The sequence below is a fragment of the Burkholderia sp. KL41 genome, assembly GCF_057005415.2.
The window spans coordinates 1,111,805-1,136,761 of sequence record NZ_CM174447.1 but is presented as its reverse complement, the minus strand read 5'-3'; the positions used below and the strand labels follow the sequence as shown (position 1 = coordinate 1,136,761).

Annotated in this window: 26 protein-coding genes; 11 read left to right on the top strand and 15 right to left on the bottom strand. The window is 68.6% G+C overall.

Annotated features, from left to right (window positions below; all coding sequences use genetic code 11):
* The first annotated feature begins 111 nt into the window (after positions 1 to 111).
* The 4 genes from PQB87_RS22695 to PQB87_RS22680 all read left to right on the top strand — a co-directional run bounded on the left by PQB87_RS22695 (position 112) and on the right by PQB87_RS22680 (position 3,323).
* Positions 112 to 1,056 carry a metallophosphoesterase family protein gene (locus tag PQB87_RS22695; protein WP_175829835.1) on the top strand — a complete coding sequence of 315 codons (945 nt, stop codon included), beginning with the start codon at positions 112 to 114 and terminating at the stop codon, positions 1,054 to 1,056.
* A gap of 25 nt (positions 1,057 to 1,081) precedes the next feature.
* A complete protein-coding gene (locus tag PQB87_RS22690; RefSeq protein WP_059684022.1) occupies positions 1,082 to 1,414 on the top strand; it encodes a cupredoxin domain-containing protein in 333 nt (110 codons plus the stop codon).
* A 92-nt stretch (positions 1,415 to 1,506) separates the two neighbouring features.
* Positions 1,507 to 1,968 carry a cupin domain-containing protein gene (locus PQB87_RS22685; protein WP_175829834.1) on the top strand — a complete coding sequence of 154 codons (462 nt, stop codon included), beginning with the start codon at positions 1,507 to 1,509 and terminating at the stop codon, positions 1,966 to 1,968.
* A gap of 215 nt (positions 1,969 to 2,183) precedes the next feature.
* Positions 2,184 to 3,323, top strand: coding sequence for a patatin-like phospholipase family protein (locus tag PQB87_RS22680; protein ID WP_153489236.1), 1,140 nt, complete (start codon positions 2,184 to 2,186; stop codon positions 3,321 to 3,323).
* A gap of 126 nt (positions 3,324 to 3,449) precedes the next feature.
* Here PQB87_RS22680 and PQB87_RS22675 read toward each other — a convergent pair whose 3' ends face one another.
* The 3 genes from PQB87_RS22675 to PQB87_RS22665 all read right to left on the bottom strand — a co-directional run bounded on the left by PQB87_RS22675 (position 3,450) and on the right by PQB87_RS22665 (position 5,592).
* Positions 3,450 to 4,619 carry an alpha/beta fold hydrolase gene (locus PQB87_RS22675; RefSeq protein WP_489243886.1) on the bottom strand — a complete coding sequence of 390 codons (1,170 nt, stop codon included), beginning with the start codon at positions 4,617 to 4,619 and terminating at the stop codon, positions 3,450 to 3,452.
* 28 nt (positions 4,620 to 4,647) lie between these two features.
* On the bottom strand, positions 4,648 to 4,839 hold the full coding sequence (locus PQB87_RS22670; RefSeq protein WP_153489234.1) for a hypothetical protein: 192 nt from the start codon (positions 4,837 to 4,839) through the stop codon (positions 4,648 to 4,650).
* A 72-nt stretch (positions 4,840 to 4,911) separates the two neighbouring features.
* The gene (locus PQB87_RS22665) at positions 4,912 to 5,592 is read right to left on the bottom strand and encodes an HAD family hydrolase (protein WP_174413927.1); all 681 of its coding nucleotides are present in this window, start codon (positions 5,590 to 5,592) and stop codon (positions 4,912 to 4,914) included.
* Between the two features lie 511 nt (positions 5,593 to 6,103).
* Here PQB87_RS22665 and PQB87_RS22660 point away from each other — a divergent pair.
* Both PQB87_RS22660 and PQB87_RS22655 read left to right on the top strand, forming a co-directional pair.
* A complete protein-coding gene (locus PQB87_RS22660) occupies positions 6,104 to 6,412 on the top strand; it encodes an ArsR/SmtB family transcription factor (protein ID WP_027789442.1) in 309 nt (102 codons plus the stop codon).
* A gap of 81 nt (positions 6,413 to 6,493) precedes the next feature.
* Positions 6,494 to 7,555 (top strand): alkene reductase, encoded by a 1,062-nt coding sequence (locus PQB87_RS22655; RefSeq protein WP_059684001.1) that lies wholly within the window; start codon positions 6,494 to 6,496, stop codon positions 7,553 to 7,555.
* A gap of 101 nt (positions 7,556 to 7,656) precedes the next feature.
* On the opposite strand, the gene PQB87_RS22650 is transcribed toward PQB87_RS22655, so the two are convergent.
* From PQB87_RS22650 to PQB87_RS22640, 3 genes are read right to left on the bottom strand one after another with little or no spacing between them, the layout of a single operon-like run.
* On the bottom strand, positions 7,657 to 8,949 hold the full coding sequence (locus tag PQB87_RS22650) for an MFS transporter (RefSeq protein WP_111943037.1): 1,293 nt from the start codon (positions 8,947 to 8,949) through the stop codon (positions 7,657 to 7,659).
* Between the two features lie 13 nt (positions 8,950 to 8,962).
* The gene (locus tag PQB87_RS22645) at positions 8,963 to 10,135 is read right to left on the bottom strand and encodes a porin (RefSeq protein WP_489243882.1); all 1,173 of its coding nucleotides are present in this window, start codon (positions 10,133 to 10,135) and stop codon (positions 8,963 to 8,965) included.
* A gap of 60 nt (positions 10,136 to 10,195) precedes the next feature.
* Positions 10,196 to 11,383: a M20 aminoacylase family protein gene (locus PQB87_RS22640; protein WP_489243880.1), complete on the bottom strand. Its 1,188-nt coding sequence runs from the start codon at positions 11,381 to 11,383 to the stop codon at positions 10,196 to 10,198.
* Here PQB87_RS22640 and PQB87_RS22635 point away from each other — a divergent pair.
* Positions 11,382 to 12,419, top strand: coding sequence for a LysR family transcriptional regulator (locus PQB87_RS22635; protein WP_230950429.1), 1,038 nt, complete (start codon positions 11,382 to 11,384; stop codon positions 12,417 to 12,419). The two genes, PQB87_RS22640 and PQB87_RS22635, sit on opposite strands and share 2 nt — an antisense overlap.
* A gap of 42 nt (positions 12,420 to 12,461) precedes the next feature.
* Here PQB87_RS22635 and PQB87_RS22630 read toward each other — a convergent pair whose 3' ends face one another.
* A complete protein-coding gene (locus tag PQB87_RS22630; RefSeq protein WP_489243878.1) occupies positions 12,462 to 12,989 on the bottom strand; it encodes a GNAT family N-acetyltransferase in 528 nt (175 codons plus the stop codon).
* Between the two features lie 87 nt (positions 12,990 to 13,076).
* Between PQB87_RS22630 and PQB87_RS22625 the strand changes: the two genes are divergently transcribed.
* The 3 genes from PQB87_RS22625 to PQB87_RS22615 all read left to right on the top strand — a co-directional run bounded on the left by PQB87_RS22625 (position 13,077) and on the right by PQB87_RS22615 (position 15,105).
* Entirely contained in the window at positions 13,077 to 13,688 is a 612-nt protein-coding gene (locus PQB87_RS22625; protein WP_048022001.1) for a LysE family translocator, read from the top strand.
* Between the two features lie 101 nt (positions 13,689 to 13,789).
* Positions 13,790 to 14,065 (top strand): hypothetical protein, encoded by a 276-nt coding sequence (locus PQB87_RS22620; protein WP_155637276.1) that lies wholly within the window; start codon positions 13,790 to 13,792, stop codon positions 14,063 to 14,065.
* A gap of 83 nt (positions 14,066 to 14,148) precedes the next feature.
* Positions 14,149 to 15,105, top strand: a complete 957-nt coding sequence (locus PQB87_RS22615; RefSeq protein ID WP_489243875.1) for an alpha/beta hydrolase family protein — start codon at positions 14,149 to 14,151, stop codon at positions 15,103 to 15,105.
* On the opposite strand, the gene PQB87_RS22610 is transcribed toward PQB87_RS22615, so the two are convergent.
* Complete coding sequence (locus PQB87_RS22610; protein WP_489243873.1) at positions 15,102 to 16,022, bottom strand: phosphatidylinositol-specific phospholipase C; 921 nt, start codon at positions 16,020 to 16,022, stop codon at positions 15,102 to 15,104. The genes PQB87_RS22615 and PQB87_RS22610 overlap by 4 nt on opposite strands.
* 6 nt (positions 16,023 to 16,028) lie before the next feature.
* On the opposite strand from PQB87_RS22610, the gene PQB87_RS22605 reads away from it, so the two are divergent.
* The gene (locus PQB87_RS22605) at positions 16,029 to 17,066 is read left to right on the top strand and encodes a LacI family DNA-binding transcriptional regulator (RefSeq protein ID WP_489243871.1); all 1,038 of its coding nucleotides are present in this window, start codon (positions 16,029 to 16,031) and stop codon (positions 17,064 to 17,066) included.
* A gap of 97 nt (positions 17,067 to 17,163) precedes the next feature.
* On the opposite strand, the gene PQB87_RS22600 is transcribed toward PQB87_RS22605, so the two are convergent.
* The 7 genes from PQB87_RS22600 to PQB87_RS22570 all read right to left on the bottom strand — a co-directional run bounded on the left by PQB87_RS22600 (position 17,164) and on the right by PQB87_RS22570 (position 24,822).
* On the bottom strand, positions 17,164 to 18,024 hold the full coding sequence (locus tag PQB87_RS22600; RefSeq protein ID WP_111943025.1) for a carbohydrate ABC transporter permease: 861 nt from the start codon (positions 18,022 to 18,024) through the stop codon (positions 17,164 to 17,166).
* The gene (locus tag PQB87_RS22595) at positions 18,021 to 18,890 is read right to left on the bottom strand and encodes a carbohydrate ABC transporter permease (RefSeq protein ID WP_048022009.1); all 870 of its coding nucleotides are present in this window, start codon (positions 18,888 to 18,890) and stop codon (positions 18,021 to 18,023) included. The genes PQB87_RS22600 and PQB87_RS22595 overlap by 4 nt, the downstream gene beginning before the upstream one ends.
* Positions 18,891 to 18,924: 34 nt before the next feature.
* Complete coding sequence (locus tag PQB87_RS22590) at positions 18,925 to 20,163, bottom strand: ABC transporter substrate-binding protein (protein ID WP_048022011.1); 1,239 nt, start codon at positions 20,161 to 20,163, stop codon at positions 18,925 to 18,927.
* Between the two features lie 195 nt (positions 20,164 to 20,358).
* Positions 20,359 to 21,567 (bottom strand): porin, encoded by a 1,209-nt coding sequence (locus tag PQB87_RS22585; protein ID WP_489243868.1) that lies wholly within the window; start codon positions 21,565 to 21,567, stop codon positions 20,359 to 20,361.
* A gap of 167 nt (positions 21,568 to 21,734) precedes the next feature.
* Positions 21,735 to 22,673, bottom strand: a complete 939-nt coding sequence (locus PQB87_RS22580) for a helix-turn-helix domain-containing protein (RefSeq protein ID WP_021163645.1) — start codon at positions 22,671 to 22,673, stop codon at positions 21,735 to 21,737.
* A 62-nt stretch (positions 22,674 to 22,735) separates the two neighbouring features.
* Positions 22,736 to 23,323, bottom strand: coding sequence for a DUF3156 family protein (locus PQB87_RS22575; RefSeq protein ID WP_174413935.1), 588 nt, complete (start codon positions 23,321 to 23,323; stop codon positions 22,736 to 22,738).
* Positions 23,320 to 24,822, bottom strand: a complete 1,503-nt coding sequence (locus tag PQB87_RS22570; RefSeq protein WP_027789461.1) for an APC family permease — start codon at positions 24,820 to 24,822, stop codon at positions 23,320 to 23,322. The genes PQB87_RS22575 and PQB87_RS22570 overlap by 4 nt, the downstream gene beginning before the upstream one ends.
* Between the last annotated feature and the right edge of the window lie 135 nt (positions 24,823 to 24,957).

The window sequence follows — 24,957 nt, the reverse complement described above, 5'->3', positions numbered from 1 at the left end:
GTGTCGCGCGCGGGAATAAATCCGCCGCTTCGCCGGTATGGCACGCGAAGGCGCCGGTTTATTCCAGGACGATCCGGCCGTCCGGTTTCGTCACACGATTGCGAGGCTCCCATGTCTTCATCGACCCCCACCCGCCCGTCGCGCCGCAAGGCCCTGCAGTGCATGGCCTTCGGCGGCCTCGGCACGCTGTTTACGCTGTCGGGCGGCATCCTGACGCCGTTCGACCTGGCGCTCGCGCAGACCGGCGACACGCTCCCGGCCAACGCGGGCAAGCCGCTGTTCGTGCAGGTCAGCGACACGCACATCGGCTTCAACAAGGACGCGAATCCCGATGTATCGGCCACGCTCAAGCAGACGATCGAACTCGTCAACGGGATGCCCGCGATGCCCGCGCTGGCCATCCACACGGGCGACATCACGCACCTGTCCAAGGCCGAGGAGTTCGACCACGCGTCGCAGCTGCTGTCCGCGCTGCGCGTGCCGGAACTGCATACGGTGCCCGGCGAGCACGACGTCACCGACGGTTCGGGCGCCGAATATTTCAGCCGGTTCGGCAAGGCGTCGGACAACCGCGGCTATTACAGCTTCGATCACGCGGGCGTGCACTTCATCGGCCTCGTCAACGTGATGCACTTCAAGCCGAACGGGCTCGGCAGCTTCGGCGACGACCAGCTCGCGTGGCTCGCACAGGATCTCAAGGGCCGCTCGTCGAGCACGCCGATCGTCGTGTTCTCGCACATGCCGATGTGGACCATCTACGAGCCGTGGGGCTGGGGCACCGGCGACGCGCCGCAAACGATGGCGCTGCTGCGCCGCTTCGGCTCGGTCACCGTGCTGAACGGACACATCCACCAGATCGTGTCGAAGGTCGAGGGCAACGTGACGTTCCACACCGCGCGCTCCACCGCGTTCCCGCAGCCGACGGCCGGCAACGGCCCGGGCCCCGTGCCGCTCACCGTGCCGCGCGACCGGCTGCCGTCGATGCTCGGCGTGACGACCGTCGAATTCGCGGGCCATCCGGTTGCGTCGTCGCTGCACGATGCGACGCTGGCCTGACGCACCGAACCGCAAGGAGACCGACATGACCCGCTTCAAGCACGCCAGCCTCGTCGCGGCGCTGATCCTGTGCACCACCGCCCCGCTCGCCGCGTTCGCCCAGGGCCCGGGCGGCCCGCTCGTGACGATCCGCAATTTCATGTTTTCGCCGATGTCGACCACGATCAAGGCCGGCACGACGGTCACGTGGAAGAACCTCGACGGGGAGCCGCATACGGTCGTCAACGACGCCGGCATCTTTCACTCGTCGGCGCTCGACCAGGGCGACACGTACTCGTTCCGCTTCGACAAGCCGGGCGTCTACAAGGTGTTCTGCGGGATTCACCCGTACATGAAGGAGACCATCACGGTGGAATGACGCGGCGCACCACGACACGCGCGGACGAATGGCGGGCCGCGGCGCCTACCATGCCCGCATCCCATTCGCCCGCGTGGCCGACGGAGCCGCCCATGCCCAGGATCGACCTCAACGCCGTGCCCGAACGCCGCGGCAGCGGCTATCCGCGGCCGTTCGACGCGCCGTGCGCGCAGCGCATCCGCCAGCGCGTCGGCGACGCCGGCGGGTTGCGCGATTTCGGCGTCAACCTGATGCGCGTGCCGCCGGGCGGCTGGTCGGCGCAGCGCCACTGGCATTCCGACGAAGACGAATTCGTCTACGTGCTCGAAGGCGAACTCGTGATGATCGAGGACGACGGCGAAACCGTGCTGCGCGCGGGCGACTGCGCGGCGTTTCCGAAAGGCTCCGGCAACGGTCATCACCTGGTCAACCGGTCGGAGGCGCTCGCCGTCTATCTCGAGGTCGGCTCGCGCTCGCCGGACGACGTGATCACCTGCGCCGACATCGACATGATGAGCCCGAGCCGCGACGGCCGGTTCCTGCACAAGGACGGCACGCCTTACCCGGACGCGTGACGCCGGTCGCTCGCGGATGCACCGCGAAGCACGGCGCGCGCGCCGAGCGCCGTCTTCGCGAGGCCACCACCGCGCCGAAGCGCCGGAAGCGCCGGAAGCGACCGGCGAAGCAGGCGCGAATCGCCGATGCGCGGCGCGCGATCCCCGCCGGCCATCGCCTACACTGAATCGAGCCATTCGGTTCCGACCCACCTTCACACGCAGCGAGGCGAGCCATGACCGCGAGCGAACCGGCACGCATGAACCTCCCCGGACAAGTCGTACTCGTGCTCCAGGGCGGCGGCGCACTGGGCGCGTTCCAGCTCGGCGTCTTTCAGGCGATGGACGAAGCCGGGATCCGGCCCGACTGGGTGGTCGGCACGTCGATCGGTGCGATCAACGCGGCGCTGATCGCCGGGAATCCGCCGGAACAGCGTTACGACAGGCTTTCGGCGTTCTGGCGGCGCGTGACCGAACGAACCCGTTTCGACGTCCCGCCGCTGGTGCCCGGCTGGGACCGGATGCTGGCCGAGATGATGATCATCGGCGGCGGCATCGCGGGGTTCTTCCAGCCCAATCCGGCCTCGTGGCTCGGGCCGATGGTGCGCCTCGGTGTCGATCGTGCGTCGTATTACCGGATCGCACCGCTGCGCGACACACTCGCGTCGCTGATCGACCCCGACCTGCTGAACGCGGGCCACCCGCGCCTGACCGTCAGCGCGGTCAATGCGTGCACCGGCACGATGCGCTATTTCGATTCGCGCGATACGCGGCTCGGGATCGAGCACATCATGAGCTCGGGCGCGCTGCCGCCCGCGTTTCCGGCGATACGGATCGACGGCGAGCCTTACTGGGACGGCGGCGTGTATTCGAATACGCCGGTCGAAGTCGTGCTCGACGACAATCCGCGCCGCAGTTCGATCATCTTCTCGGTGCAGATGTGGAATCCGGCGGGCCCGGAGCCCGAGAGCATCTGGCAGGTGTCGGAGCGACAGAAGGACATCCAGTACGCGAGCCGCACCGACAGCCACATCGCGCGCCAGCAGCAGATCCACCGGCTGCGCCACGTGATCCGCGAACTGGCCCGCCACGTGCCGGAAGCCGAACGCGCGTCGCCGGCCGTGCGCCGGCTCGCCGCGTGGGGATGCGAAACCACGATGCACCTGGTCAAGCTCGCGGCGCCGCGCCTCGCCAGCGACAATCAGCTGAAGGACATCGATTTCACGCCGGCCGGCATCGCGGCCCGCCGGCAGGCCGGTTACGACGCCGCGCGGCGGGCGATCGCCGCACGTCCGTGGGAGCTGCCGACGGACCCGACGGAAGGGCTGACGGTATTCGACCCGGACGCGGCGCCGGGCGTCGGCACACCGGCATGACGCGCGGCGCCGCCATCGCGCGCCGGCAGCATGGCGAAATCACGCGCGCTCGGCCTCCGATCGATCGTCGACGCGGCGGCTATCACACGACGGCACGAAGGCACGAAGGCACGAAGGCACGACGGCTTACGGCAATTCCGCGCGCACGGCCGGCGCGGTACCGGCGACGACCGGACACGATTGCGGCAGCGCCTGCCCGAACAGCACGGCGAGCCCGCAGGCGGACGTGAACATGCCGAGATTGTCGTGCCCGACGCCCGGCACTTCGACGACCTGCTGCGCGAGATCGTCCGGATGCCGATTCTTCAGGTAATCGAAATACGCGAGCCCGCGCGCGAGCCGGTACGGGCCTTGCGCCATCGCCGCGCACGAACGGTCGATGAAGTGCGTGTAAGGGTTCGTGTCGGCCTGCCCGAGCAGGTACACGACATGACGCGCCGCGTAGCGCGTTTCGAGTGCGCGCACGTCCTGCGACGCGACATAGGGCGGCGCCGACTCCAGCCCGTATTTCCACTCGTTCGCGCGCGGGCAGGTGCCGCCTGCGATCGCCTGGCCGTCCGGCCGTTCGTCGTCGAAATACAGGTAGCTCGACGGGTTCGCGACCACATAACGCACGGCGATGCCGGCCCGCACCAGCGCGTCGCCTTCGTGCCCGGCCACCGCATAGCGCTGCAGCAACTGCGCGCCGGCGGAATGGCCGATCACGACCACGCTCGACAACGCGGGATACAGGCTGCGGTCGGCGAAATGCGCGAGCAATGCGTCGAGCGCGGTAAACGAACTGATCGGCCCCGGCTGACGGGCCGCGTCGCCGCCCTTCCATCCTTCCTGCGTCCAGGCGAGCGTCTGCGCGGGCAACGAAAACGCGCGCGTATCGGCGCGCGTCAGGAACTGCGGTGCGACAACCATCGTGCCCTTGCCGGCCGCCCCGGCCTTTTCGACGACCTCGCGCCCCGATGCGTAGTACGCGTCGGCATTGCGAAGCGTGCCGTGAATCACGACGAAGACCCGCGTGACATCGGGCGCGGCCTGGTCGAGCGGACGATCGGCGTAGACGGGCAGCACCGCATGGCCCTGCGGCGTATCGACGGCCACGCGCTGGCCGGCGACGGCCTTGACCGGCGCCTCGAGGCGTTCGCGCTGCGTGAGCGTGGCGGCTTCGGCCGGACGCGCGCCGCCCGGCATGCCGATGGCGGCACAGGCTGCCGCGAGCGAAACGGCGCATGACAGCATTCGGGCGGCCGGCAGCACGCGAAAGAACCGGAGGTTGGCGAAGGCGACGGAAATGAGTGACATGGCGACGGATCGAGTGGCGGATATGACTTTAACGGCGAGGGTCGCGAAATCCGTCGCCGGTGGCCGGGTAGTCGAACACCGGCACGCGCTGCGAATCGGGCAGCGTGCCGATATCCGCACCGAGTGCATGGTGTTGAGGATCGTAGCAGAGCGAATCGTCGACGACCCGCTCGCCGACGCGGCGGTTGCGCCCCCTCCGCAGTGAACGTGTGCTCGACACCGCGATTCCCGCCTCGGCAAGGGGCGCAACGCTACCCGCGGCGCGTCGGCGCGGGCGCCGCCCGGGGGCGCGTCAGCCCGATGCCGCGGACGAGTCGCGCCGCATCCGCTGCACGATCGTGTCCAGTTCGCCGATATGGTTGGCGACCGCCTGCTTGCCCGCGCGTGTCCATCCGTCGAACGACGTCATCCCGCTCACCGCGCCGACGAACGCCACGCCGGCGCGCTCGGCCGCCTGCGCGTCCACCGCGTGGTCGCCCACGTAGATCGCCGAACGAGCGGGCAAGCCAAGCCGCGCCAACGCCAGCACGAGCCCTTCGGGATCGGGCTTGTGACGCTGTACGTCTTCCCCGCCGATCAGCACGTCGACGAGCGATTGCAACTGGTTCAGCGCAAGGATCGCCTCGATCCGGTAGCGAAACTTCGACGAAACGATCGCGACCGCGAGCCCCTGCTCGCGCAGACGCGCGAGCAGGGGCGGCACCTCGGGATAGATGCGCGTGCCGCGCACCATGATCTCGTCGGCCCGCACCACGAAGTGACGTGCGAACGCGTCGGCCCGCGCCGGCTCGGTTTCGCCCGTCAGCGAGCGGAACATCTCGTGCAGCGGCAGCCCGATCACGGCCGCGATCTGCGCCGGCGTCGCGCCGGCGGCATCCAGCTGATGCAACGCGTACTCCGTGCACGCGACGATCGCGGCGGACGAATCCGCCAGCGTCAGATCGAAATCGAAGATGACGGCCCGAACAGACATGAAAGGACTCCGCAAAAAAATCGGTTCGTGCGCGATGGACGAACCGGCATGACGTTGCGATGCGCACGCGCGCGTCGATCGATCGGCGCGCCTGGCCGGATGGCTCGCGATCGGCCGCGTCGAACCCGTCCGGGTCGCGCCTCGCCGCGTAGCATCCCACAGGATGCGCAACGTGGTGCGTCGCCCGGGCAGATCCAGCGACGAGGCGCTGCTCGAGTTGCCGAAGCTCGCGGCTACCCGCCCGCGATACGCGTGCCCGATACGCTCGCGCACGTCGATGCGACGCAGGGGAGGTACGAGATCGTCGACGTGCCCGACTGAGGGCCGGATGGCGCGTGGCGGGACGGCGGCTCCGCTCCGCGTCCTTCGCGGTCGCCTTGCTCTGTCCCCGCAATCGCCCTTCGCTATCAACCCTATTGCCGGCAATGCTTTCAAACATATCGTCAAGTTCCGATATAAGATTCGCCTATCGACGATACCTCGTTACCCGAGCGAAACGCCAAACCTGTCCATGCCGACCGAACTCGACATCGAAGCGATCCTGAAAGCGCTCTCGAACCCCGTGCGCCGGGAAATCCTCGCCTGGCTGAAAACGCCGGACGTGCATTTCCCGAACCAGACGCTGCCGTATGAACACGGCGTCTGCGCGGGCCAGATCGACGCGCGCTGCGGGCTGTCGCAATCGACCGTCTCCGCGCACCTCGCGACGCTGCAGCGCGCGGGGCTCGTGACGTCGACGCGGATCGGCCAGTGGGCGTTTTTCCAGCGCAACGAGGCCGTCATCGACGCATTTCACGACGCACTGCGCCGCGAACTCTAGCCAACGGCCGAACCGGCCATGCGGGCCGCCGCCGCACATGACGCGCCGGCTTCCCCGCCTTTCGTGAAGAGGTTATTTGCCATGCCTACACTGTTCGACCCCGTTACCCTCGGCGACCTGACCCTGCCGAACCGCATCGTGATGGCGCCGCTCACCCGCGCCCGTGCGGGTACGGCGCGCGTGCCGAACGCACTGATGGCGCGCTATTACCGCGAGCGTGCATCGGCCGGCCTGATCATTACCGAAGCGACGTCGGTCACGCCGCAGGGCGTCGGTTATGCCGACACGCCCGGCATCTGGTCCGACGAACAGGTCGAAGGCTGGAAGCAGGTGACGCAGGCCGTGCACGCGGCCGGCGGGCGCATCGTGCTGCAGCTCTGGCACGTCGGCCGGATCTCCGACCCGGTGTTCCTGAACGGTGACCTGCCGGTCGCACCGAGCGCAATCGCCGCGGGTGGCCACGTGAGCCTGGTGCGTCCGCAGCGCCCGTACGTGACGCCGCGCGCGCTCGAACTCGACGAGATCCCGGGCATCGTCGCCGCGTACCGCAAGGGTGCCGAGAACGCGAAGGCCGCCGGCTTCGACGGTGTCGAGATCCACGGCGCGAACGGCTACCTGCTCGACCAGTTCCTGCAGGACAGCACCAACCACCGCACCGATGCGTACGGCGGCCCGATCGAGAACCGCGCACGCCTGCTGCTCGAAGTGGTCGACGCCGCGATCGACGTGTGGGGCGCCGGCCGTGTCGGCGTGCACCTCGCACCGCGCGGTGACGCGCACACGATGGGCGATTCCGATCCGGCGGCCACGTTCGGCTATGTCGCGCGCGAACTCGGCCGCCGCAAGATCGCGTTCATCTTCACGCGCGAATCGTATTCGGGCGACCACCTGAGCCCGCGCCTGAAGGAAGCGTTCGGCGGCCCGCTGATCGCCAACGAGCAGTTCACGCTCGACACCGCGCAAGCCGCGCTCGCCAGCGGCAACGCCGACGCGATCGCATGGGGCAAGCTGTTCATCGCGAACCCCGACCTGCCGCGCCGCCTCGAACTCGGCGCACCGCTCAACCAGCCGGTGCCGGAGACGTTCTACGCGGAAGGCGAAACGGGTTATACCGATTACCCGGCGCTAAGCGACGCGGCCTGATTGCGCGACAGCGCACGCGCGATGAACGGAGCGGCCCCGCCCGTCCGTTCGTCGCGCGCACCATCCCCAGGGCGGGCACGTCACGTGTCCGCCCCTCCCGTTCACCGCCTGCCTTCCACGTCGGACGCTTCCGCGAACAGCGACAGACCGACCAGACTCGCGACGCTGCATCCCAGCACATACCACGCAGGCGCGTAAAAGCTGCCGGTCGCGCGCCACATCGCGCCGACGATCAGTTGCGCGAACCCGCCGAAAATCGTCACGCCGAGCGCATAGATCATCCCGAGCGACATCGCCCGCACCTCGGGCCGAAACGCATCGAGGATCATCACGAAGCCGGCGGGACTCGACAGCGTCATCAAGCCGATCAGCACGATCACGACCGCAACCGCGGTGCCCGCCGACGGCCACATCTTCATCGCGTAAAACGCCGGCAGCACGAGCACGGCCGACGCGACGCACGTCACGCCCACCAGCCGCTTGCGACGACGCACGCGATCCGCGAGCCGCCCCGCGAACGGCGAACCGATCAGCAGCACTGCACCTGCCGCGCAGCCCGACAGCAGCGACACCGATGCCGGCATGCCGACGGTCAGCGTCAGGAACGACGGCAGGAAAAACACGATCGTATAGGTGGTCGACGTGCCGCCGATCACGAGCAGCGTGCCGGCCACGACCTGCCGCCACGGAATGCGCGCACGCTCGCGCGGTGCGCCGGCCGCTGGGTGCGGCAGCGTATCGTCCAGATGGCGCCGCAGGTAAAAGCCGACCGGGCCGATCAGCAGACCGAGCACGAACGGGACGCGCCACCCCCACGCGTGCAGCGCGTCGGGCGGCAGTGCGCGCGACAGCGTCAGCGCGACGAACGCGCCGACGAGCGTCGCACCGCCCTGGCTCGCCATCTGCCAGCTCACCCGCTCGCCGCGCCGGCCGGTGTCACCCGACTCCATCAGCAGGGTCGTCGCGGCCCCCACTTCGCCACCCGCCGAAAAGCCCTGCAGCAGACGCCCGATGACGATCAGCAGCGGCGCGGCGATGCCGATCTGCGCATAGGTCGGCGCGAAGCCGATGATCCCGGTGCCAAGCGCCATCAATGCGACCGTCAGCACGAGCGCGGGCTTGCGGCCGGCACGGTCCGCATAGGCGCCGATCGCGACGCTGCCGAGCGGCCGTGCGACGAACCCGACACCGAACGTCGCGAGCGACAGCATCAACGCGCCTGCATCGCTCGACGCGGGAAAGAACAGCTTGCCGATCAATGCGGCGAAGAAACTGTAGACGGTGAAGTCGAAGAATTCGAGCCCGTTGCCGAGTGCGGCCGCAACGACCGTGCGGCGCGTTACGCGCGGCCCGGATTCGACCGGCGCAGCGGCCGTGCGATTCAGGGTATGCATCGAAAATTCCCGTTCAGAAGTTGTGGTACATGCCGAGCGACAGCGTCACGGGTGTCGTCCCGGTGCGCGGTGTCGTTCCGCCCGGTTCGGTCGGCAGCGGATTGCCGTTCAGCAACACCGTCGAGATGCCGTAGTTGCGGATGAACCCCGCACGCGCATAGAGGCCCGTGCGTTTCGACAGCAGGTAGTCGTAGCCCAGCATCGCACCGAGTGCCGAATCCCTGGCCGGCTGGCCGGCCGCGTCGCGCACACCCGACGTATCGCGATAGACAACCGACGCGCGAATCGCATTGACGCCGAACGGCACGATCGCGCCGAGCGTGTAGACGCGCGCGATGCCGTCGCCGGCCAGCTTCGGCGCGTACTGGTTGAACGATGCGGACAGCACGATCCGCCCGGTGTCATAGACGGCGCCGAGCCCGTACAGGTCGTTGCGCACGGTGCTCGCCCCGTTGAGGCCCCACACCTGGTTGTAGCTCGCGGCCAGATAGGTCGTGCCGTTGTACCACTGCAGCAGCGCGCCTTGCGCGGACGCCGCGGGGGCCCGCCCGGCCACGTTGCTCGGCGCAACCATCAGCATCAGCGACGTGGTGCCCGCGACGATCGGCGTACGGTACGTGATGGCGTTGTCGACGCGCGCCGGCAATTGCGTCGCCCCCGGCCCGAGGTCCGAGTTGTAGCCGACGCCGCGGCTCGTCTGCACGGCTGCCGCGCCCAGCCACGTATAGACCGAGTTCGTGCCCACCGTGCCGAACACGTCGATGAACAGCGGCAGCGCCGTGCCGATCTGCTTGCCGAAACGCAACCGGCCGTAGCTGTCCGACGACAGGCCGACCCACGATTGCCTGTTGTACGTCGATTGCGCATCCTGCTGCGCGCCGCTGTTCGCGAGAAAACCGCTTTCGAGGTTGAACTCGGCGCGCCAGCCGCCGCCGAGGTTCTCGCGGCCGAAGAAGCCGAACTTGGAGGTCCACTCGCCGCCGCTCTGCGTCTGCCACAGCGAACGGCCGCCGACCGTCTGGTAGTTGATCCCCATGTCGAGCGAACCGTACAGCGCGACGCCCTCCGTCATCCTGCCGTTGTACTCGGGCACCGCCGCCAGCAACACGTCCTGATAGGGCACGGCGCGCGCGTTGCCGGCGCCGAACGCGAGACAGGCCGCGCCTAATGCAAATCGCTTTTTCATTCGTCATCCTTATCGTCAAGTCAACCCGGGTCCGGCCAGCGCGTCTCCTTTGCGCCTTCGTCAGTCCATCTTCAGGAAGCGTTCGGCAATCCCGGCGAAATAGGCTGCCCCCCAGCTCAGCGCGGAGTCGTTGAAGTCGTAATGCGGGTTGTGCACCGAACATCCGCCCCGGGAATCGACGCCATTACCGACCAGCACGTAGCAACACGGTGCGCATTCGGTCATCCACGAGAAATCCTCGCTGCCCATCACGCCATCGGGCAACAGCGTGAGCGCGCCTTCGCCGGCCAGCGCCGCGATCGTCTCCACCGCGAGATCCGACGCCGCACGGTCGTTGTCCACGACACGCGAGATCGACTGGTATTCGATCTGCGCGGTCATCCCGAACGCCTGCGCCTGCGCGTCGACGATCCGGCGGATCCGCGCCTCGATTTCGTCGCGCGTGGTCGCGTCGAGCGCGCGCACGGACAACTGCAGCGTCGCCGTTTCCGGGATCACGTTCGGGGCAGTGCCCGCATGGAACGTGCCGACGGTCACGACGGCCGGCTTCAGCGGATCGACGTTGCGGGAGACGATCGATTGCAGCGCGGTCACGATTTGCGCGCCCGCGACGATCGGGTCGCTCGCGAGCTGCGGCATCGCACCATGCCCGCCTTTGCCCGTCACGGTGATCGTCACCGAATCGGACGACGCCATCATCGGCCCGTAGCGCAACGCGAAATGGCCGACCGGCACGCCCGGCGCGTTGTGCAGCGCATACACGCGTTCGCACGGGAAACGTTCGAACAGGCCGTCGTCGATCATCCGCTTTGCGCCACCGAGCCCTTCCTCGGCCGGCTGGAAGATCACGTTGAGCGTGCCGTCGAAACGGCCCTGTTCGGCAAGATAGTGGGCGGCGGCCAGCAAGATCGCCGTGTGGCCGTCGTGACCGCATGCGTGCATCGTGCGCGCAACCGTGCTCGCATACGGCAGCCCCGTCGCCTCCTCGATCGGCAGCGCATCCATGTCGGCGCGCAGGCCGAGCGTGCGCACCGACGCGCCGCGCCGCAACTGGCCGACGACGCCGGTGCCTCCCACCCCCGTCGTCACGTCGTAGCCCCATGTGGCCAGTTGTTCGGCGACGAGCTGCGCGGTGCGGGTCTCGGCGAAACCGAGTTCGGGATGGGCGTGGATGTCGTGGCGGATCGCAACGAATCGGGGCTCCGACTCGCGAATCGCCGCGAGTACGTGAGCAAGGTTCTGCGTCATGGATGGCTCCGTGGAATCGGCCGCCTCGCGACCGTCCCGACCAAGCATAAAGACGCGTTTCGGGTCAAAAAACTCACGAATTTTGATGCGAATAACTTTTGGTAATATCTTCCGCATCATGAAAATCCATCAATTGCGCGCACTCGTCGCCGTCACGACGGCCGGCAGCATCAAGGCGGCGGCCAGGACCCTGCACGTCACGCAGCCGGCCATCAGCAAGGCGATCCAGGAACTGGAAAACGAGTTCGGCGTGACGCTCCTCGAGCGCAAACCGTGGGGCGTGGTGCCGACGCCGGAAGGCGACGCATTGCTCGGGCGCGCCCAGGCCGTCGTGCGCGAGCTCGAACGGGCGAGCGAGGACATGGCGCACATGAAGGGGCTGCGCGACGGGCGGCTCGTGATCGGCTTCACGCCGATCGTCGCGGTGACGGGCTTTGCGGAAGCCTACGCCGCCTTCCGCCGCCACTGGCCGAACGTCGAATGCGAACTTCGGGAACTGACGTTCAACCTGCTCACGGAACAGTTGCGCAATCGCACGCTCGATCTCGCCTTCGTCGCCGTCACGGGCCCCATTGCCGAGTCGGTCGACATCAGGGCGATCCGCACGTTCGACACCGCGTTCGTCACCCGCGAGAACGGGCGCTTCGCGGGCGCAACATCGCTCGAGGCGCTGCGCGACGCGGAATGGATCCACGCCGACGCCAGCGACAACTTCCCCACCTATATCCGCGACCTGCATGAACACGCGGGCCTGCCCCCGCCGCGCTGCATCACGCGCTGCACGTCGTATGCGCTGTTCTACAGCCTGCTCATGACCAACGATGCGATTTTCTCGTGGACCCGGCTGTCGCTCGCGGAAACCGTGTTCGGCCAGAAGCTGACGCCGCTGCCATTGCCGATGTCGCCGCCACCGCTTCAGTTGTACCGGCTCACGCCGCCCGGCCTGCAACTGACGCGGCCCGCGTCCGATTTTCTGGCGCACGTGGAGGCCGCGTTCGCGTCGCTGCCGGTGACCGGAAGCCGGGCATTGCGCTGACACCCGGTCGCGCTGCCTGCACCGCAACCCGCCGCGGCTGCGTCAGCCCGGGACGCGCATCCGCATGAACACGCGCCGCGTTTCATCGAGCCCGAGCGCGACGTGGTGTGCGCGGATCGCACGCAGCGTGTCGTCGAGCGTGGCGTCGTCGACGATGCTGAAACCCAGGCGCGCGTAATACGGCGCATTCCACGGCGCATCGCGAAACGTCGACAGCACGACCTCCGCGATGCCTTCCCGCGCGGCGCGTGCGCTCACCTGTTCGATCAGGCGCGCGCCGATCCGCTGTCCGGCATGCGACGGCGCGACATCCAGTTCCTCCAGATAGAGCCGCCGCGCATCCAGCAGCCGATAGAACGCGAACCCGACGCACGCCCCTTGCATATCGACCGCCACATACGCGCGGCCGCCATCGATGCGCGCGAGCACGGCAGCCGTATCGGTCGGCTCGGCTTCGGCGATGTCGGTCATGCCGATTTCGCGAAACCGCTGCGCGGCGGCGACTTCCACGGCGGCCATTGCGGCCGCGTCTTCCCGCATGGCGGGGCGAATCACGATCGATGCGGTCATTGCGGCAATTCAGGCAGGCAGTCTGGAACGGCCGTCACTATAATCGAAACTTCATACGTTTCGAACGCCCCACCCACGAGGTTCGTCATGACGTTGTCCGCGCTCGCCGTCTTCGCTGTCACCCTGCTTGTCACCGCCGGCACCCCCGGGCCGAGCGTCGCCGCGCTCGTCGCGCGCGTGCTGACCAACGGCGTGCGCGACGTGCTGCCGTTCCTCGCCGCCATGTGGCTCGGCGAAGCGTTGTGGCTCACGCTTGCGGTCGCGGGGCTGTCCGCGTTCGCGCGCACGTTCGCGGCCGGCCTGATCGTGCTGAAGCTGCTCGGCGTCGCGTACCTGCTGTTCCTCGCGTGGAAGATGTGGACCGCGCCGACCGAGGCCGGCGCCGACGACCTGCCGCGCGGCCAGTCGCCGTCGCGCATGTTCGTCGCAGGCATGCTCGTCACGCTCGGCAACCCGAAGATCATGGTGTTCTATCTCGCGCTGCTGCCGACCATCGTCGATCTCACGCACGTCGGTGTGACCGCGTGGGCCGAACTCGTCGCCACGATGCTCGCGGTGCTGATCCTCGCCGACTGCTTCTGGTCACTGCTCGCGGCGCGCGCGCGGGCTTTTCTCACTTCGGCGCGCGCGAAACGGATCGCGAACCGCACGAGCGCGACCGCAATGGCCGGCGCGGCAGTGGCAATCGCGACGCGGTAGCCCGCCGGTCCCGCACCACACCGCCCCTGCCGCCCGCCATGTCGCAACTCGGGAAGATTCCTGCCGCTCTCGCCGCACAATCGATTTCCGGTCGCGAGATCGTGCTTCCGCTCGACGCCGCGCTCGAATGCATCGATTATTGCGTGCGTCATCGCATTCCGATCTACGGATGGGAAGGCTGGGTCCTGACTGCCGACGGACGGGTCGGACACGGCAGCGCACCGCAGGGCACCGTGTGTCTTGCAGACTGGCCGCTGGCGGATGCTGCCGCGTTCTGCCGCAGCACGATGACGTCCGACGCCCAGGCGTGGCACGACGAATACCACGCAACGACCGACCGGCTGCATTTCTGCATCACGATCGGTGACGCACACTGATCTTCATACCTGTGCAATCGCACGCTGGCGCCCGACCGGCGATCCGCAACGGCAGTCTGCTCAGTGTCCCGGAGGGATGCACCATGAAAGCCTGGCTATCGGCTGCCCTGCTCTGCCTGTCCGCCACGGTCGCGCACGCGGCCGGCGTCAAGTTCGTCCGGATTCCGGCCGACGCCGGCGGCCCCGAACTGAAGGCAGTCGTATGGACGCCCTGCGCTGACGCCGCCCGGACGTTCACGATCGGGCCTTCCGAATTGAAAGGGCAACGCGACTGCCCGACCGTCGGCGACAAGCTGCCGCTCGTCGTGATCTCGCACGGTCACGCCGGCACGTACTTCGGCCATCACGACCTCGCCGAAACGCTCGCCGACGCGGGCTTCGTCGTCGCAGCGATCAATCATCCCGGCGACACGCATGCCGACATGAGCCACGCGGCCGACCTGCGGGAGCTGGCCGAGCGGCCGGCGGACATCAAGCGCCTCGTCGACTACATGCTGGCCAACGCGCCCGACGCCGCGCATGTCGATCCCGCGCGGATCGGCTTCTTCGGCTTCTCGCGCGGCGGTTATACGGGCCTCGTGCTGGCCGGCGCGAATCCGGATTTCGTGCACGCACGGGTGGCCTGCCCGGACCCGACCTGGCTGATCTGCAAGCAGATCCGCGACCACGACCTGCCGCGCCAGCCGCTGACGCACGATCCGAGGATCAAGGCCTACGTGCTCGCCGACCCGCTCGACGAATTCCCGACCGCCGAAACGCTGAAGGACGTGCACGCGCCGATCCAGCTCTGGGCGTCCGAAGCGGGCGGCGACGGCGTGGAGCCGGAAACGATCTCCGCGCTGGCCGGCCTGCTGCCTCAACGGCCGGAATTCCACGTCGTGCCGAATTCCGCGCACTTCGCGTTTCTCGCGCCGTGCCCCGAACAGCTGGCACACGACTCGCCTGAAGTCTGTACCGATGCGAAGGGATTCGACCGCGCGGCGTTCCACACGATGCTCGATGCAAAGGCGCTCGCATTCTTCACCGCCCATCTTCGCTAACAGCGAAACGCCTTGCGCCACGCACCCTGCACCGGCGCATGGTCGTTGCACGCGATCAGCGCGCGCACCAGCGCCCAATCGTCGTCATCGCAGAAATCGAGCAGCATCGCGCCGCACGGGCCGCGCTGCTCGCGCAGCCGTGCGGCCAGCCGCGCATGAATGCCCTGCACCCGGCCGTCGCCGTGGGCAACGACCGACGGATTCGCGCCCATGCCGGTCCCGCTGCAGAAGTTGATCGCCCAGCGGCCACTGTCCGGCGACGGCAGGTCCGTCAGCAGCGCGTCGATCGCACGCCACTTCCAGCCGATCGACGCCGCCACCGGCACGCGATATTCGTCCTGGATCACGAACGCGCCGTCGGGATGATCGATCGTGAACGTCGCGTTGTCGGGCCACGCGGTCAGGTCGATGCCGAGCGGCCGGCTGCTGCGAAAGCGCCGCAGCAGCACGATCGCGCCGCGCACGTCGCCGAGCGCGGGCAGCGTGCCGCCGGCATGCCAGCGCAGCCGCGGATGTCGCGCGCGATGCGCATCGAACGTCGCATCGAAACTGCGTGTGCACACGTGCGCCGGCCATTCGTCCTTCACCGACATCACGATGCATTCGCGCGGATGTTCGTCGAGAAATCGCAAACAATCGGCCAGCACGTCGTCGAACGTCATGCCGAGCGCGATGCCGCCGTGATGGATGTCGAACGCGTCGCGCACGTGCCGGCAGCGGATGTCGAGCAGCCGCACGCCATGCGCGAGCTGCGCATCGAGCGGCGCATGCTGGGTGCGCACGAGCCCATCGTCGACGGTATACGCACAAGTGTCATGGCTGCCCGGTAGGGTCAGCGTATGCAGCGGCCGCGCGTCGTCGAGCGCCGACATCCAGTCGGCAGGCGGCGTGCGCGTATCGTGGCTCGAAGGAATCATGAATCGATGAATGACAAGGAAAGAAAACCGTGGGTGACGGCGTCGGATGTCGCGGCGCGCGCCGGCGTATCGCGCTCCGCGGTGTCGCGTGCATTCTCGCCGACGGCGAGCATCGCACCGCAAACCCGTGAGCGCGTGATGGTCGCCGCGCGCGCGCTCGGCTACCAGGTCAACCTGATCGCGCGCGACATGATCACGCAGCGCAGCAGCATGATCGGCGTCGTGACGGCCGGGTTCGAGAATCCGTTTCGCGCGCGGCTGCTGTCGGACCTGATGGCCGCGCTCGGGCAGCGCGCGCTCACGCCGCTCGTGACCAATGCGGAAGACCCGCGCCAGGTCCGGCAATCGCTCGAGCAACTGCTCAGCTACCGGATCGCGGGCCTCGTGATGACGTCCGCGTCGCCGCCGCTGTCGGTCGCGCAGCAGTATCTCGAACACCGGGTCCCGGTCGTGATGATCAACCGCGACGCGAACCTGCCGGGCGCGGATATCGTCGTCAGCGACAACGCGGCCGGCGCCGCGCATGCCGCGCGAATGCTCGCGCAGGCGGGCGCGCGCCGGGTCGCGTTCGTCGGGCCGCGCAACGCGAGCTACAGTGCGAGCGCGCGTGCCGCCGCGTTCGTCGAAGCGCTTCGTCGTCACGGCGATACCGATGGCGTCGCAAGCGTACGGATTCAGGACACGCCGTCCGACACATACGCATGCGGTGTCGAAGCGGCACGGCATCTGCTGTCCGGCGACACCGTTCCGGACGGCGTGTTCTGCTCGTCCGACCTGCTCGCGTTGGGCATGATCGACACCGCGCGCCAGCAGTTCGGGCTGCGCGTGCCGGAAGACTTGCGCGTCATCGGCTTCGACGACATTCCTGCCGCCGCATTCGACGGCTATGCGCTGACGACGCTCCGTCAGGACACGCAAGGCCTCGCGAACGCGGCCGTCGACATGCTTGCCGAGCGGATGCAGGCGTTCGCCGGCGCATCGCGCACGCGGGTCGTGCCGGTGACCTGCGTCGTTCGTCACAGCTGCGCCGGCCGTCCAGCGTAGCGACGTGCGATGCGCACGCGTGCGCCAACGTGTTGCATGACAGGCGCGAGCGCGCAGCGAAGCCTGCCGCGCGGCGCACCGCCGCCCTGCATCGGCGTCACTTCAACCCGCCCGCGAACCCGCGCAACAGGTAACGCTGCACATAGCCGGCCACGGCCAGCGTGGGCAGCGACGCCATCAGCCCCGCGCTCATCAGGTCACCCCAGTCGATGCCGTTCTCCGTCACGTAGCCGGCAATCGCGAGCGGCAGCGTGAAGCGGCTCGGCGTCGACACGAACAGCAGCGCGATCAGGAATTCGTTCCAAGCGGCGATGAACACGAAGATCGCGGTCGCGATCAGGCCCGGCGCGCACAGCGGCAGCACGATCTGCACGAGCCGTCGAGCCAGCCCCGCGCCGTCGATGCAGGCCGCTTCCTCGTATTCGATCGGCACGTCGCGCACGAACGCGAGCAGCATCCAGATCGCCATCGGCAGCGCGTAAATCTGATACGCGAGCATCAGGCCGGGCATCGAATCGAGCAGGTGCAGCCGTTTCGCGAGCGCGAACAGCGGCACCGCGATCGTGATCGGCGGCATCAGCTTCAACGCGAGCACGAGCACCAGGAACAGCAGGTCGAGCCGCGCCGGAAACCGCAGCCGCACGAGCGCATATGCGGCCGGAAACGCGAGCGCCAGCGCGAGCAGCGTCGTGCCGAAGCCGACCAGCAATGAATTGACGAGCGGCGCGCCGATGCCGTTGGACCATACCGATGCGAAATGCGCGAAGGTCGGCGCGGCTGGCCAGATCCGCAGCGGATGATCGAGACGTTCGAGCGTCGGCATGAAGGCCGCGCCGGCCATCCACAGGCACGGCAGCAGCAACAGCGCGAGCGCGGCGGTGCGCAGCGCCCACGGCAGCGCGCGACCGAATGCGGCGCCCGTTCGCGCGCGCGAAATGCCTGCGGATTGCGCCGTCATGCGCGCCGCTTGCGAACCGTCTGCCATACGTACCCCGAGACCAGCAGCGCGGACGCCGCGAGCATCAGCACCGACGCGGCGCTCGCCGGCCCGACGTTGAAGAAGCGGAAGCCCGTGTCGTAGATATAGGTCGACAGCGTCTGCGTCGCGTTGCCGGGGCCGCCGCCCGTCAGCGCATAGACCTTGTCGAACAGCTTGAACGTGTCGATCGAGCGCAGCAGCAGCGCGAGGCCGATCTGCGGCGCCGCGAGCGGCAGCGTGATGTCGCGCAGGCACTGCCACTCGCTCGCGCCGTCGGTGCGTGCGGCTTCGTACAGTTCCTGCGGGATCGACTGCAACCCGGCCAGCACGATCAGGAAGGCCATCGGCGTCCACTGCCATACGTCGACGAGCGCGAGCGACCACAACGCGAGATGCGGATCGGACAGCCAGCGCACGCCTTCGACGCCGAACGCCGCGAGGAGCGCGTTCAGGAAGCCGTCGAAGTTGAGCCAGTTGCGCCAGATCGCCGAGCACACGAGCGTGGACAGCATCATCGGCAGGATCGCGAGCGGCAGCGCGATGCGCCGCCCCGGAAACGCGCGCACGAACAGCAGCGCAAGGCCGAAACCCAGCGCGACTTCGGCGAGCGACGCGACGATCGTGAAGCGCAGCGTGTTGCCGAAGCCGGCCGTGAACGCGTCGTCGCCGAGCACCGCGCGATAGTTCGCGAGCCCCGCGAACGCGCGGCGGCCGGCCGAGTAGTCGACGTGGCAGAACGAATCGATCAGCACCTGCGCGACCGGATACAGCGCGAGCGCGGCGAGCACCAGCAGCGCGGGCCCGAGCAGTGCGACGAACGGCAGGCTGCGGCCGAAGGACTTCATGCGCGACCTCCGGCTGCCGAGTTGACGCGCGTCGTCACTTGCCGGCCGCGGCCGTCGCCTGCGCGATCTTCTGCTGCGCCTGGCGCAGCGCGGCGTCGGGCGCGGCCTGCCCCGTCAGCGCGAGCTGCAGCTGGTCGCCGAGAATGCTCTCGACCTGCTGCCAGTCCTTCACGCGCGGCCGCGCACGGCCGGCCTCGAGCGCCTTCAGCTGATCCGGATACCAGCGATACTGGCGCACCAGCGCCGGATCGTTGAACACGCTGCGGCGGGTCGGCGGAATGCCGATGCCGGCGAGGCGCGTCTGCGTGTCGCGGTTGGTCAGGTACGCGAGGAAGTCCTGCGCGAGCTTCGCGTGCGGCGCGTCCTTCGGAATGCCCATCTGCCAGATGCCGAGCATCGGCGCCGGGCCGGCGGTCTGCCCGGGCGGCGGCTGCAGCGCGATCTGCCCGACCACGCGCGACTGCTTCGGATCGTCGAGGGCCGGCACCCACGCCGGCCACACTTCGATCGACTGCGCGGCCGTGCCGCGCTGCAGCGCGTCGCGCACTTCCGCCGCGCCGTAGACGTCGACGTCCTTCGGCGCGGACGCCTTCAGCGCGAGGAAGGTCTTCAGCGCGGCCTGCGCCTCGCGCGAATCGATCGTCACGTTGCCGGCACGGTCGAACACGTCGCCGCCGTAGGCCCACAGGATCGGCAGGAAGCCCGTCACGACCGGGTTGCCCTTCGTGCCGCGGAACACGACACCCGAAACGCTCTTGTCCGCGCCGCCGACGGTCTGCGCGATCTTCAGCACGTCGTCCCAGTTGCGCGGCGGCTGCAGCTTGTATTTCGCGAGCAGGTCCTTGCGGTACGCGAACATCTCGACGTTGCCGACGATCGGCAGCGCATACAGCGCGCCGGCCGCGTTGCGGCCGAGCGCGACGGCGGACGGCACGAGGTCGGCGTCGGCCAGCGATGCCGGCAGCGGCTTCAGCCAGCCGTTGCCGATGAATTCGGGTGCCCACGTGTCGTCCATCATCACGAGGTCGTACGCGCCCGTGCCTTCGCGCATCGACAGCTTGAGCTTCTGGTACAGGTTCGCGTTCGGCAGCTTGAGCAGCTCGATCTCGGTGCCCGGGTGCAGCTTGTTGAAGCCGGCGACGGCGTCGGCCAGCCCCTTTCCGTAGATGTCGTCGCGGCCCGCGATGACGAGATCCGCCGCGAAGGCGTGCGAGGCGGCAAGGGACAGCGCAACGGCGGCGGACAGCGCGCGCAGGCGGCTCAGCAAGGTCATGAGGTCTCTCTCGTTCGGCGTGGTGGCGGGACGGCCAGGCGTTGCACACGTGTGCAACGCGGGCGACGCTTCTGGCCGCCTGAAGCGAACGCCATTGTTCACGCCGATCGTTAAGAATTTATGGCACGCGGCGGGAACGGCCGTCGCCGTGCCCGGCTGCCCCGCCCCGCCTGCCGCTCCGTGCCTCCGCCCCGGTCAGAAATTCACGCGGATCCCGGCCATCACCGCCAGCTGCCGGCTCGAGTTGCTGTTCGCGAGCACCGGAATCTGCGCGTAGTTCACCGCGTCCCCGCTCGCGTCGGTGCCGAGCCCCGTCCCGCTCGCGATCTGGCCGATCGCGACCGCGTACAGCGCCGTGCGCTTCGACAGGCTGTAGTTCGTGCCGACGTTCACCTGGTGGAACCGCGTCGTGCCGCGCCCGTCGGTATGCGCGGCGTTGAAGATGTAGGCAACGCCGCCCTGCAACGCGGGCGTGAACAGGTACGTGGCGTTCAGTTCGCCGATGTCGAACGTGAACGCCTGCGTGCGCGGCTGCGCGGTGGTCGAGAAGTAGCGGCTGTCGCCGAGGCGCGTATGCGTGTAGGTGAGCGCGATCGTCGCCGCGCCGAACGTGACCGACCCGCCCGCACCGAACGCGCGCATCGAGCCGGCATCCTGCAGCAGGCAGTACATCGCGCCCGGATTGCTGCACGCGAAATCGCCGATATAGCCGCTCGCGCCGCCGAGCGCCGCGTCGAGCGGCTGGTGCAGGTCGAGGTAGCCGACCGAGAACGCCACCGGCGCGCGCGTGTACGTCGCGGCCACCGCATAGCCGCGCTTCGCGGAGAAATCGCCGGCCTGCCCGCCGAAGCTGAACGTGCCGCCGAACGTGAAGCCGTTGAAATCGGCGCTGGTGAACTTCACCGCGTTGTTGAAGTTGAATGCGGCGTTCAGGTTGTCGACGTCGCCGAGGTGCGAGCCGTACGGTGTCGCCCAGTTGTTGCTCGACACATACGCGCCGAGCATGTCCGTGTACGAGTCGTATTGGCGGCCGAGGCCGAGCGTGCCGATCCCGTCCTGGCGCAGCCCGACCCACGCCTGCCGGCTGAACGCCGTGCCGCCCTGCAGCGCCTGCCCGTTCGCGGACAGGAACTGCTGCTCGAGCGTGAACACCGCGTCGAGCCCGCCGCCGAGCGGCTCGGCCCCCTGGAAACCGAAGCGCGACGGCACGAGGTTGCCGCCGCCCATCTGCCACGCATGGCCGCCGCCCGTGCTGCCGTCCGCGCGCGTGAACTGCTGGTTCGTCGAGTAGATGATGCCGGTGTCCACAGTGCCGTACAGCGTCACGCTGCCGGAGGTCTGCGCGTGTGCGTGCATGCACCCGAGCGTGGCCGCGGCCGCGGCCAGTCGTCTTCCGATTCTCATGTCCCGCCCCTCTGTTGTCATCGATACGCAGTGCAGATCGATGGAGTTGTCGATATGGGTGACAGGACTCTATCCAGCGAAAATTCAGGACCTCTATCGCAAATCGGCAAACCGTGGCGCGCATGGCCGGCGACGTTGCCCGGCGGCGCCGTCGCGGTGCGCGTGCGTCATTCGGGACGCGTGGTCTGGGAAGGCAGCTCGCCGAACAGGTCGCGATACTCGCGCGCGAAATAACCGAGGTGCGTGAACCCCCAGCTCGCGGCGGCCTCGCCGACGCCGAGCTGCTGCACGGATGTCGTGCGCAGCATGCGGCGCACCGCGTTCAGCCGGATCGTGCGCAGATAGCCGACCGGCGTGACGTCGGCCACGCGTTGAAAGCTCGTCTGCAGCGTGCGGCGGCTGCAGCGCAGCGCGCGGCACAGTTCGAGCACGGTGACGGGTTCCTCGGGGCGGTCGCGCAGATGCTTCTCGCAACGGCTCACGATGTCGCTGTAGGTGGCGTGCGTGATGTCGCGGCGCTCGACGCCGATGCCCTGCTCGAGCGCGTCGAGGAACATGCCGAGCATCGCGTCGCGGAACATCTTGCGGGTGGCCGCGTATTCGAGGTGGCCCGGGTTGCGCTGCGCATCGTCGATCAACGACGACAGCCGCACGCCGAGCGCGACACCCTGCTCGTCGGACAGCCGGGTCACGTGGCGCAGCTTGCGCGCGCCGGATGCGCCGAATTCGGCTTCGCACAGCTCGTCGACCATGTCGGACGCCGCGCTGATCCCGACGAGCCCCATCCCTTCCGGCGTGTGGAATTCGAAATCCTCGCCGGCGCGCAGCGCGAGCAGCGCATAGCCGTCGACGGGCTGGCCCTGGAACGTGCCCGCGAGCGGCACCGACAGCGGCACCGCGAGCGACGTGCGCCCGGCCGGCGCGAGCCCGGTTTGCGCGACGCGCCGGTTGGTCGTCTCGCGGAAGAAGTGGAAATCGTCGTACAGCACCTGCGTGACGGTGCCCTTGAAGCGGCCCGGCGTCATCTGGCGGTAGACCTGATGCCAGCCCGCGATCGCGAGCCCGTGATCGTGCACGTCTTCGTGTGAGCGTGACTGGAACAGCATCGGCATCTCCGGTAAAACCCCTAAACGCGGCCGCCGGGTTCCCCGGCGCGCAACGCCACAGCTTACCCGTGCAAAATCCTGCGTAGTGCGGTTTCGAACGCAAGACAGGCCGCCGACAGCGCGGCGGCCTGCTCGCCCGTCAGGCGGACGTAGCGGCGGAACGACGGCATCCGGTTCACGACCTCGCTGCCGCCGAACGGCACGATCGCGAGCGTCCAGCGGCCGTCGCGCGCGTCGATCGCGCAGTCGGTCAGGTGCAGCGGCCGCAGCGCGTCGGCCAGCGACGGCTCGGCGACCAGTGCGGCCACCGTGTCGACGAATCCGGGGTCGCATCCCGGCTCGGCCATCGCGTCGATGCCCGTGCGGCGCAGCCAGCCGGTCTGCGTCACCCGCGCTCGGCCCTGCACGGCCGGGCCGCGCGCGGTTGCCGCCACCTTCACGCTGACCGTATGCATCAGGAACTGGCGATCGACACGCTCGTCGATGCCCACGCGCACGCCGTTCGGCAATCGGGCCGTCAGACTGCCGCCCCCGTCGGCATCGCGCACGGCGCCCAGATCGGCGAGCACGCGCGCGGCGATCGCGCCGGGCCGATGGCCGGGCGGCGGCGCATCGGGCGCCACGCGCCAGCGGGCGAGCGCAGCCTTCACGACGCGACGTGCTCGTTGCGCAGCACTTCTTCCACCGGCACCGGCTTGAACGGATGCCGGCGCTGCACGACGAGCGTCCAGAACAGCGCGTACAGCGCGGTGAGCCCGAGCATCGCGCCGAACGGCACGTAGATGTCGCGCGCGTTCATGCCCGGCGGCGTGATGTACCAGATCGCGAGCACGATGCCGACGCTCGACACGATCTGCGGCAGCGGGAACAGCGGCGAACGGTACGGGCGCGGCAGGTCCGGGCGGCGAATCCGCAGCATCACGACCGACGCGGTGACGAGCAGGTACGCGGTGCCCCACGCGCAGGTCGCCGCGAGCACGAGGTGCAGGATGCTGTCGAGATTGCCGTTGATCAGCCAAGCATGGAAGATCGGCACGATCGCCGCCGCGACGATGCCGACCACCGGCGTCTTGAAGCGCGGATGCAGGTACGCGAAGCAGCGCGGCAGCGCGCCGTCGATCGCCATCCCGTACAGGATGCGCGGCAGCCCGGCCATCAGCGTGTTGATCGTCGCGGCGCCCGCGCACAGGAACGCGATGCCGAACCAGATGCGGCCGAAGGGCCCAAGCACCTGCAGCGCGAACGCGGGAATCGCGCCCGGCGTGTCGAGCAGGTGCGTGAGGCCGTCGGGGCTCACGGGCACGTTCGCGACCTGGCGGCGGATCGCCGCGCCGTACAGGAACATGCAGATCGCGACGCCGACGAGGCCGAGCGCCATCGCGCGCGGAATCGTCTTGCCCGGCGTCTTCATTTCCGGCGCGAGCGGCGTGACGAACTCGCAGCCGACGAACATGAACATCGCCATCCCGACGAGCGACAGCACGGCCGGCACCGACGTGCCGACTTCCGAGCCGCCGAACCAGCCGTCGAGATGCACGGCCGGCGCGGCCGCGAGCCCGAGGATGCCGAAGATCATCAGCGACAGCCACATGCCGGCCGTCAGCACGATCTCGAGCTTGCTGAACACCTTGATGCCGATGATGTTGGTGATCGCGAACGTGACCACGAGGCCGACGCCGACGAGCCACGAGCTGTTGTGCTTCTCGAAGGCGGCATTCAGCGATTCGAAATTGACGAGCGCCATGATGCCGCTCAGGATCGTTTCCGCCGTGCCGGCGAACACGTGCACGAGGAAATACGCGGAGATCGTGCCGGTGATCGCCCAGAAGCGGCCGAGCCCGCACGACAGGTAATCGTAAACCGAGCCGGCCGTCGGCAGCATCGCGGCGGCTTCCGAGAACGTGGTCGCCTGCGCCTGCATCATCACGAACGCGATGATCATCGCGACCGCGAACGCCCAGCCGCCCATCCCGAAGCCCGACGTCGCGGTGAGAATCACCGGGCTTGCCATGATGAGGCCGACGGCGCTCGCCAGCGCGGTCGGAAAGCCGACCGCACCCGCCTTCAGCGCCGTGCCGCCGCCTGCCTCGGCCGGCGTGCCGGCGGGCGCGCCGCCCGCGGCGCCGGTAATTCCTGACCATCCCGACATCTTCGTCTCCTTCCTGAACGGGCCCGAACCTGCGCTCCGGCAGCTATCGGGGCCCCATGCTTTGCGGTCGGCCCGGGGCGGCGCTTCAGCGCTTCGATTCCCGGGCCCCCTGTCGATCACACCTTGATCCGATGT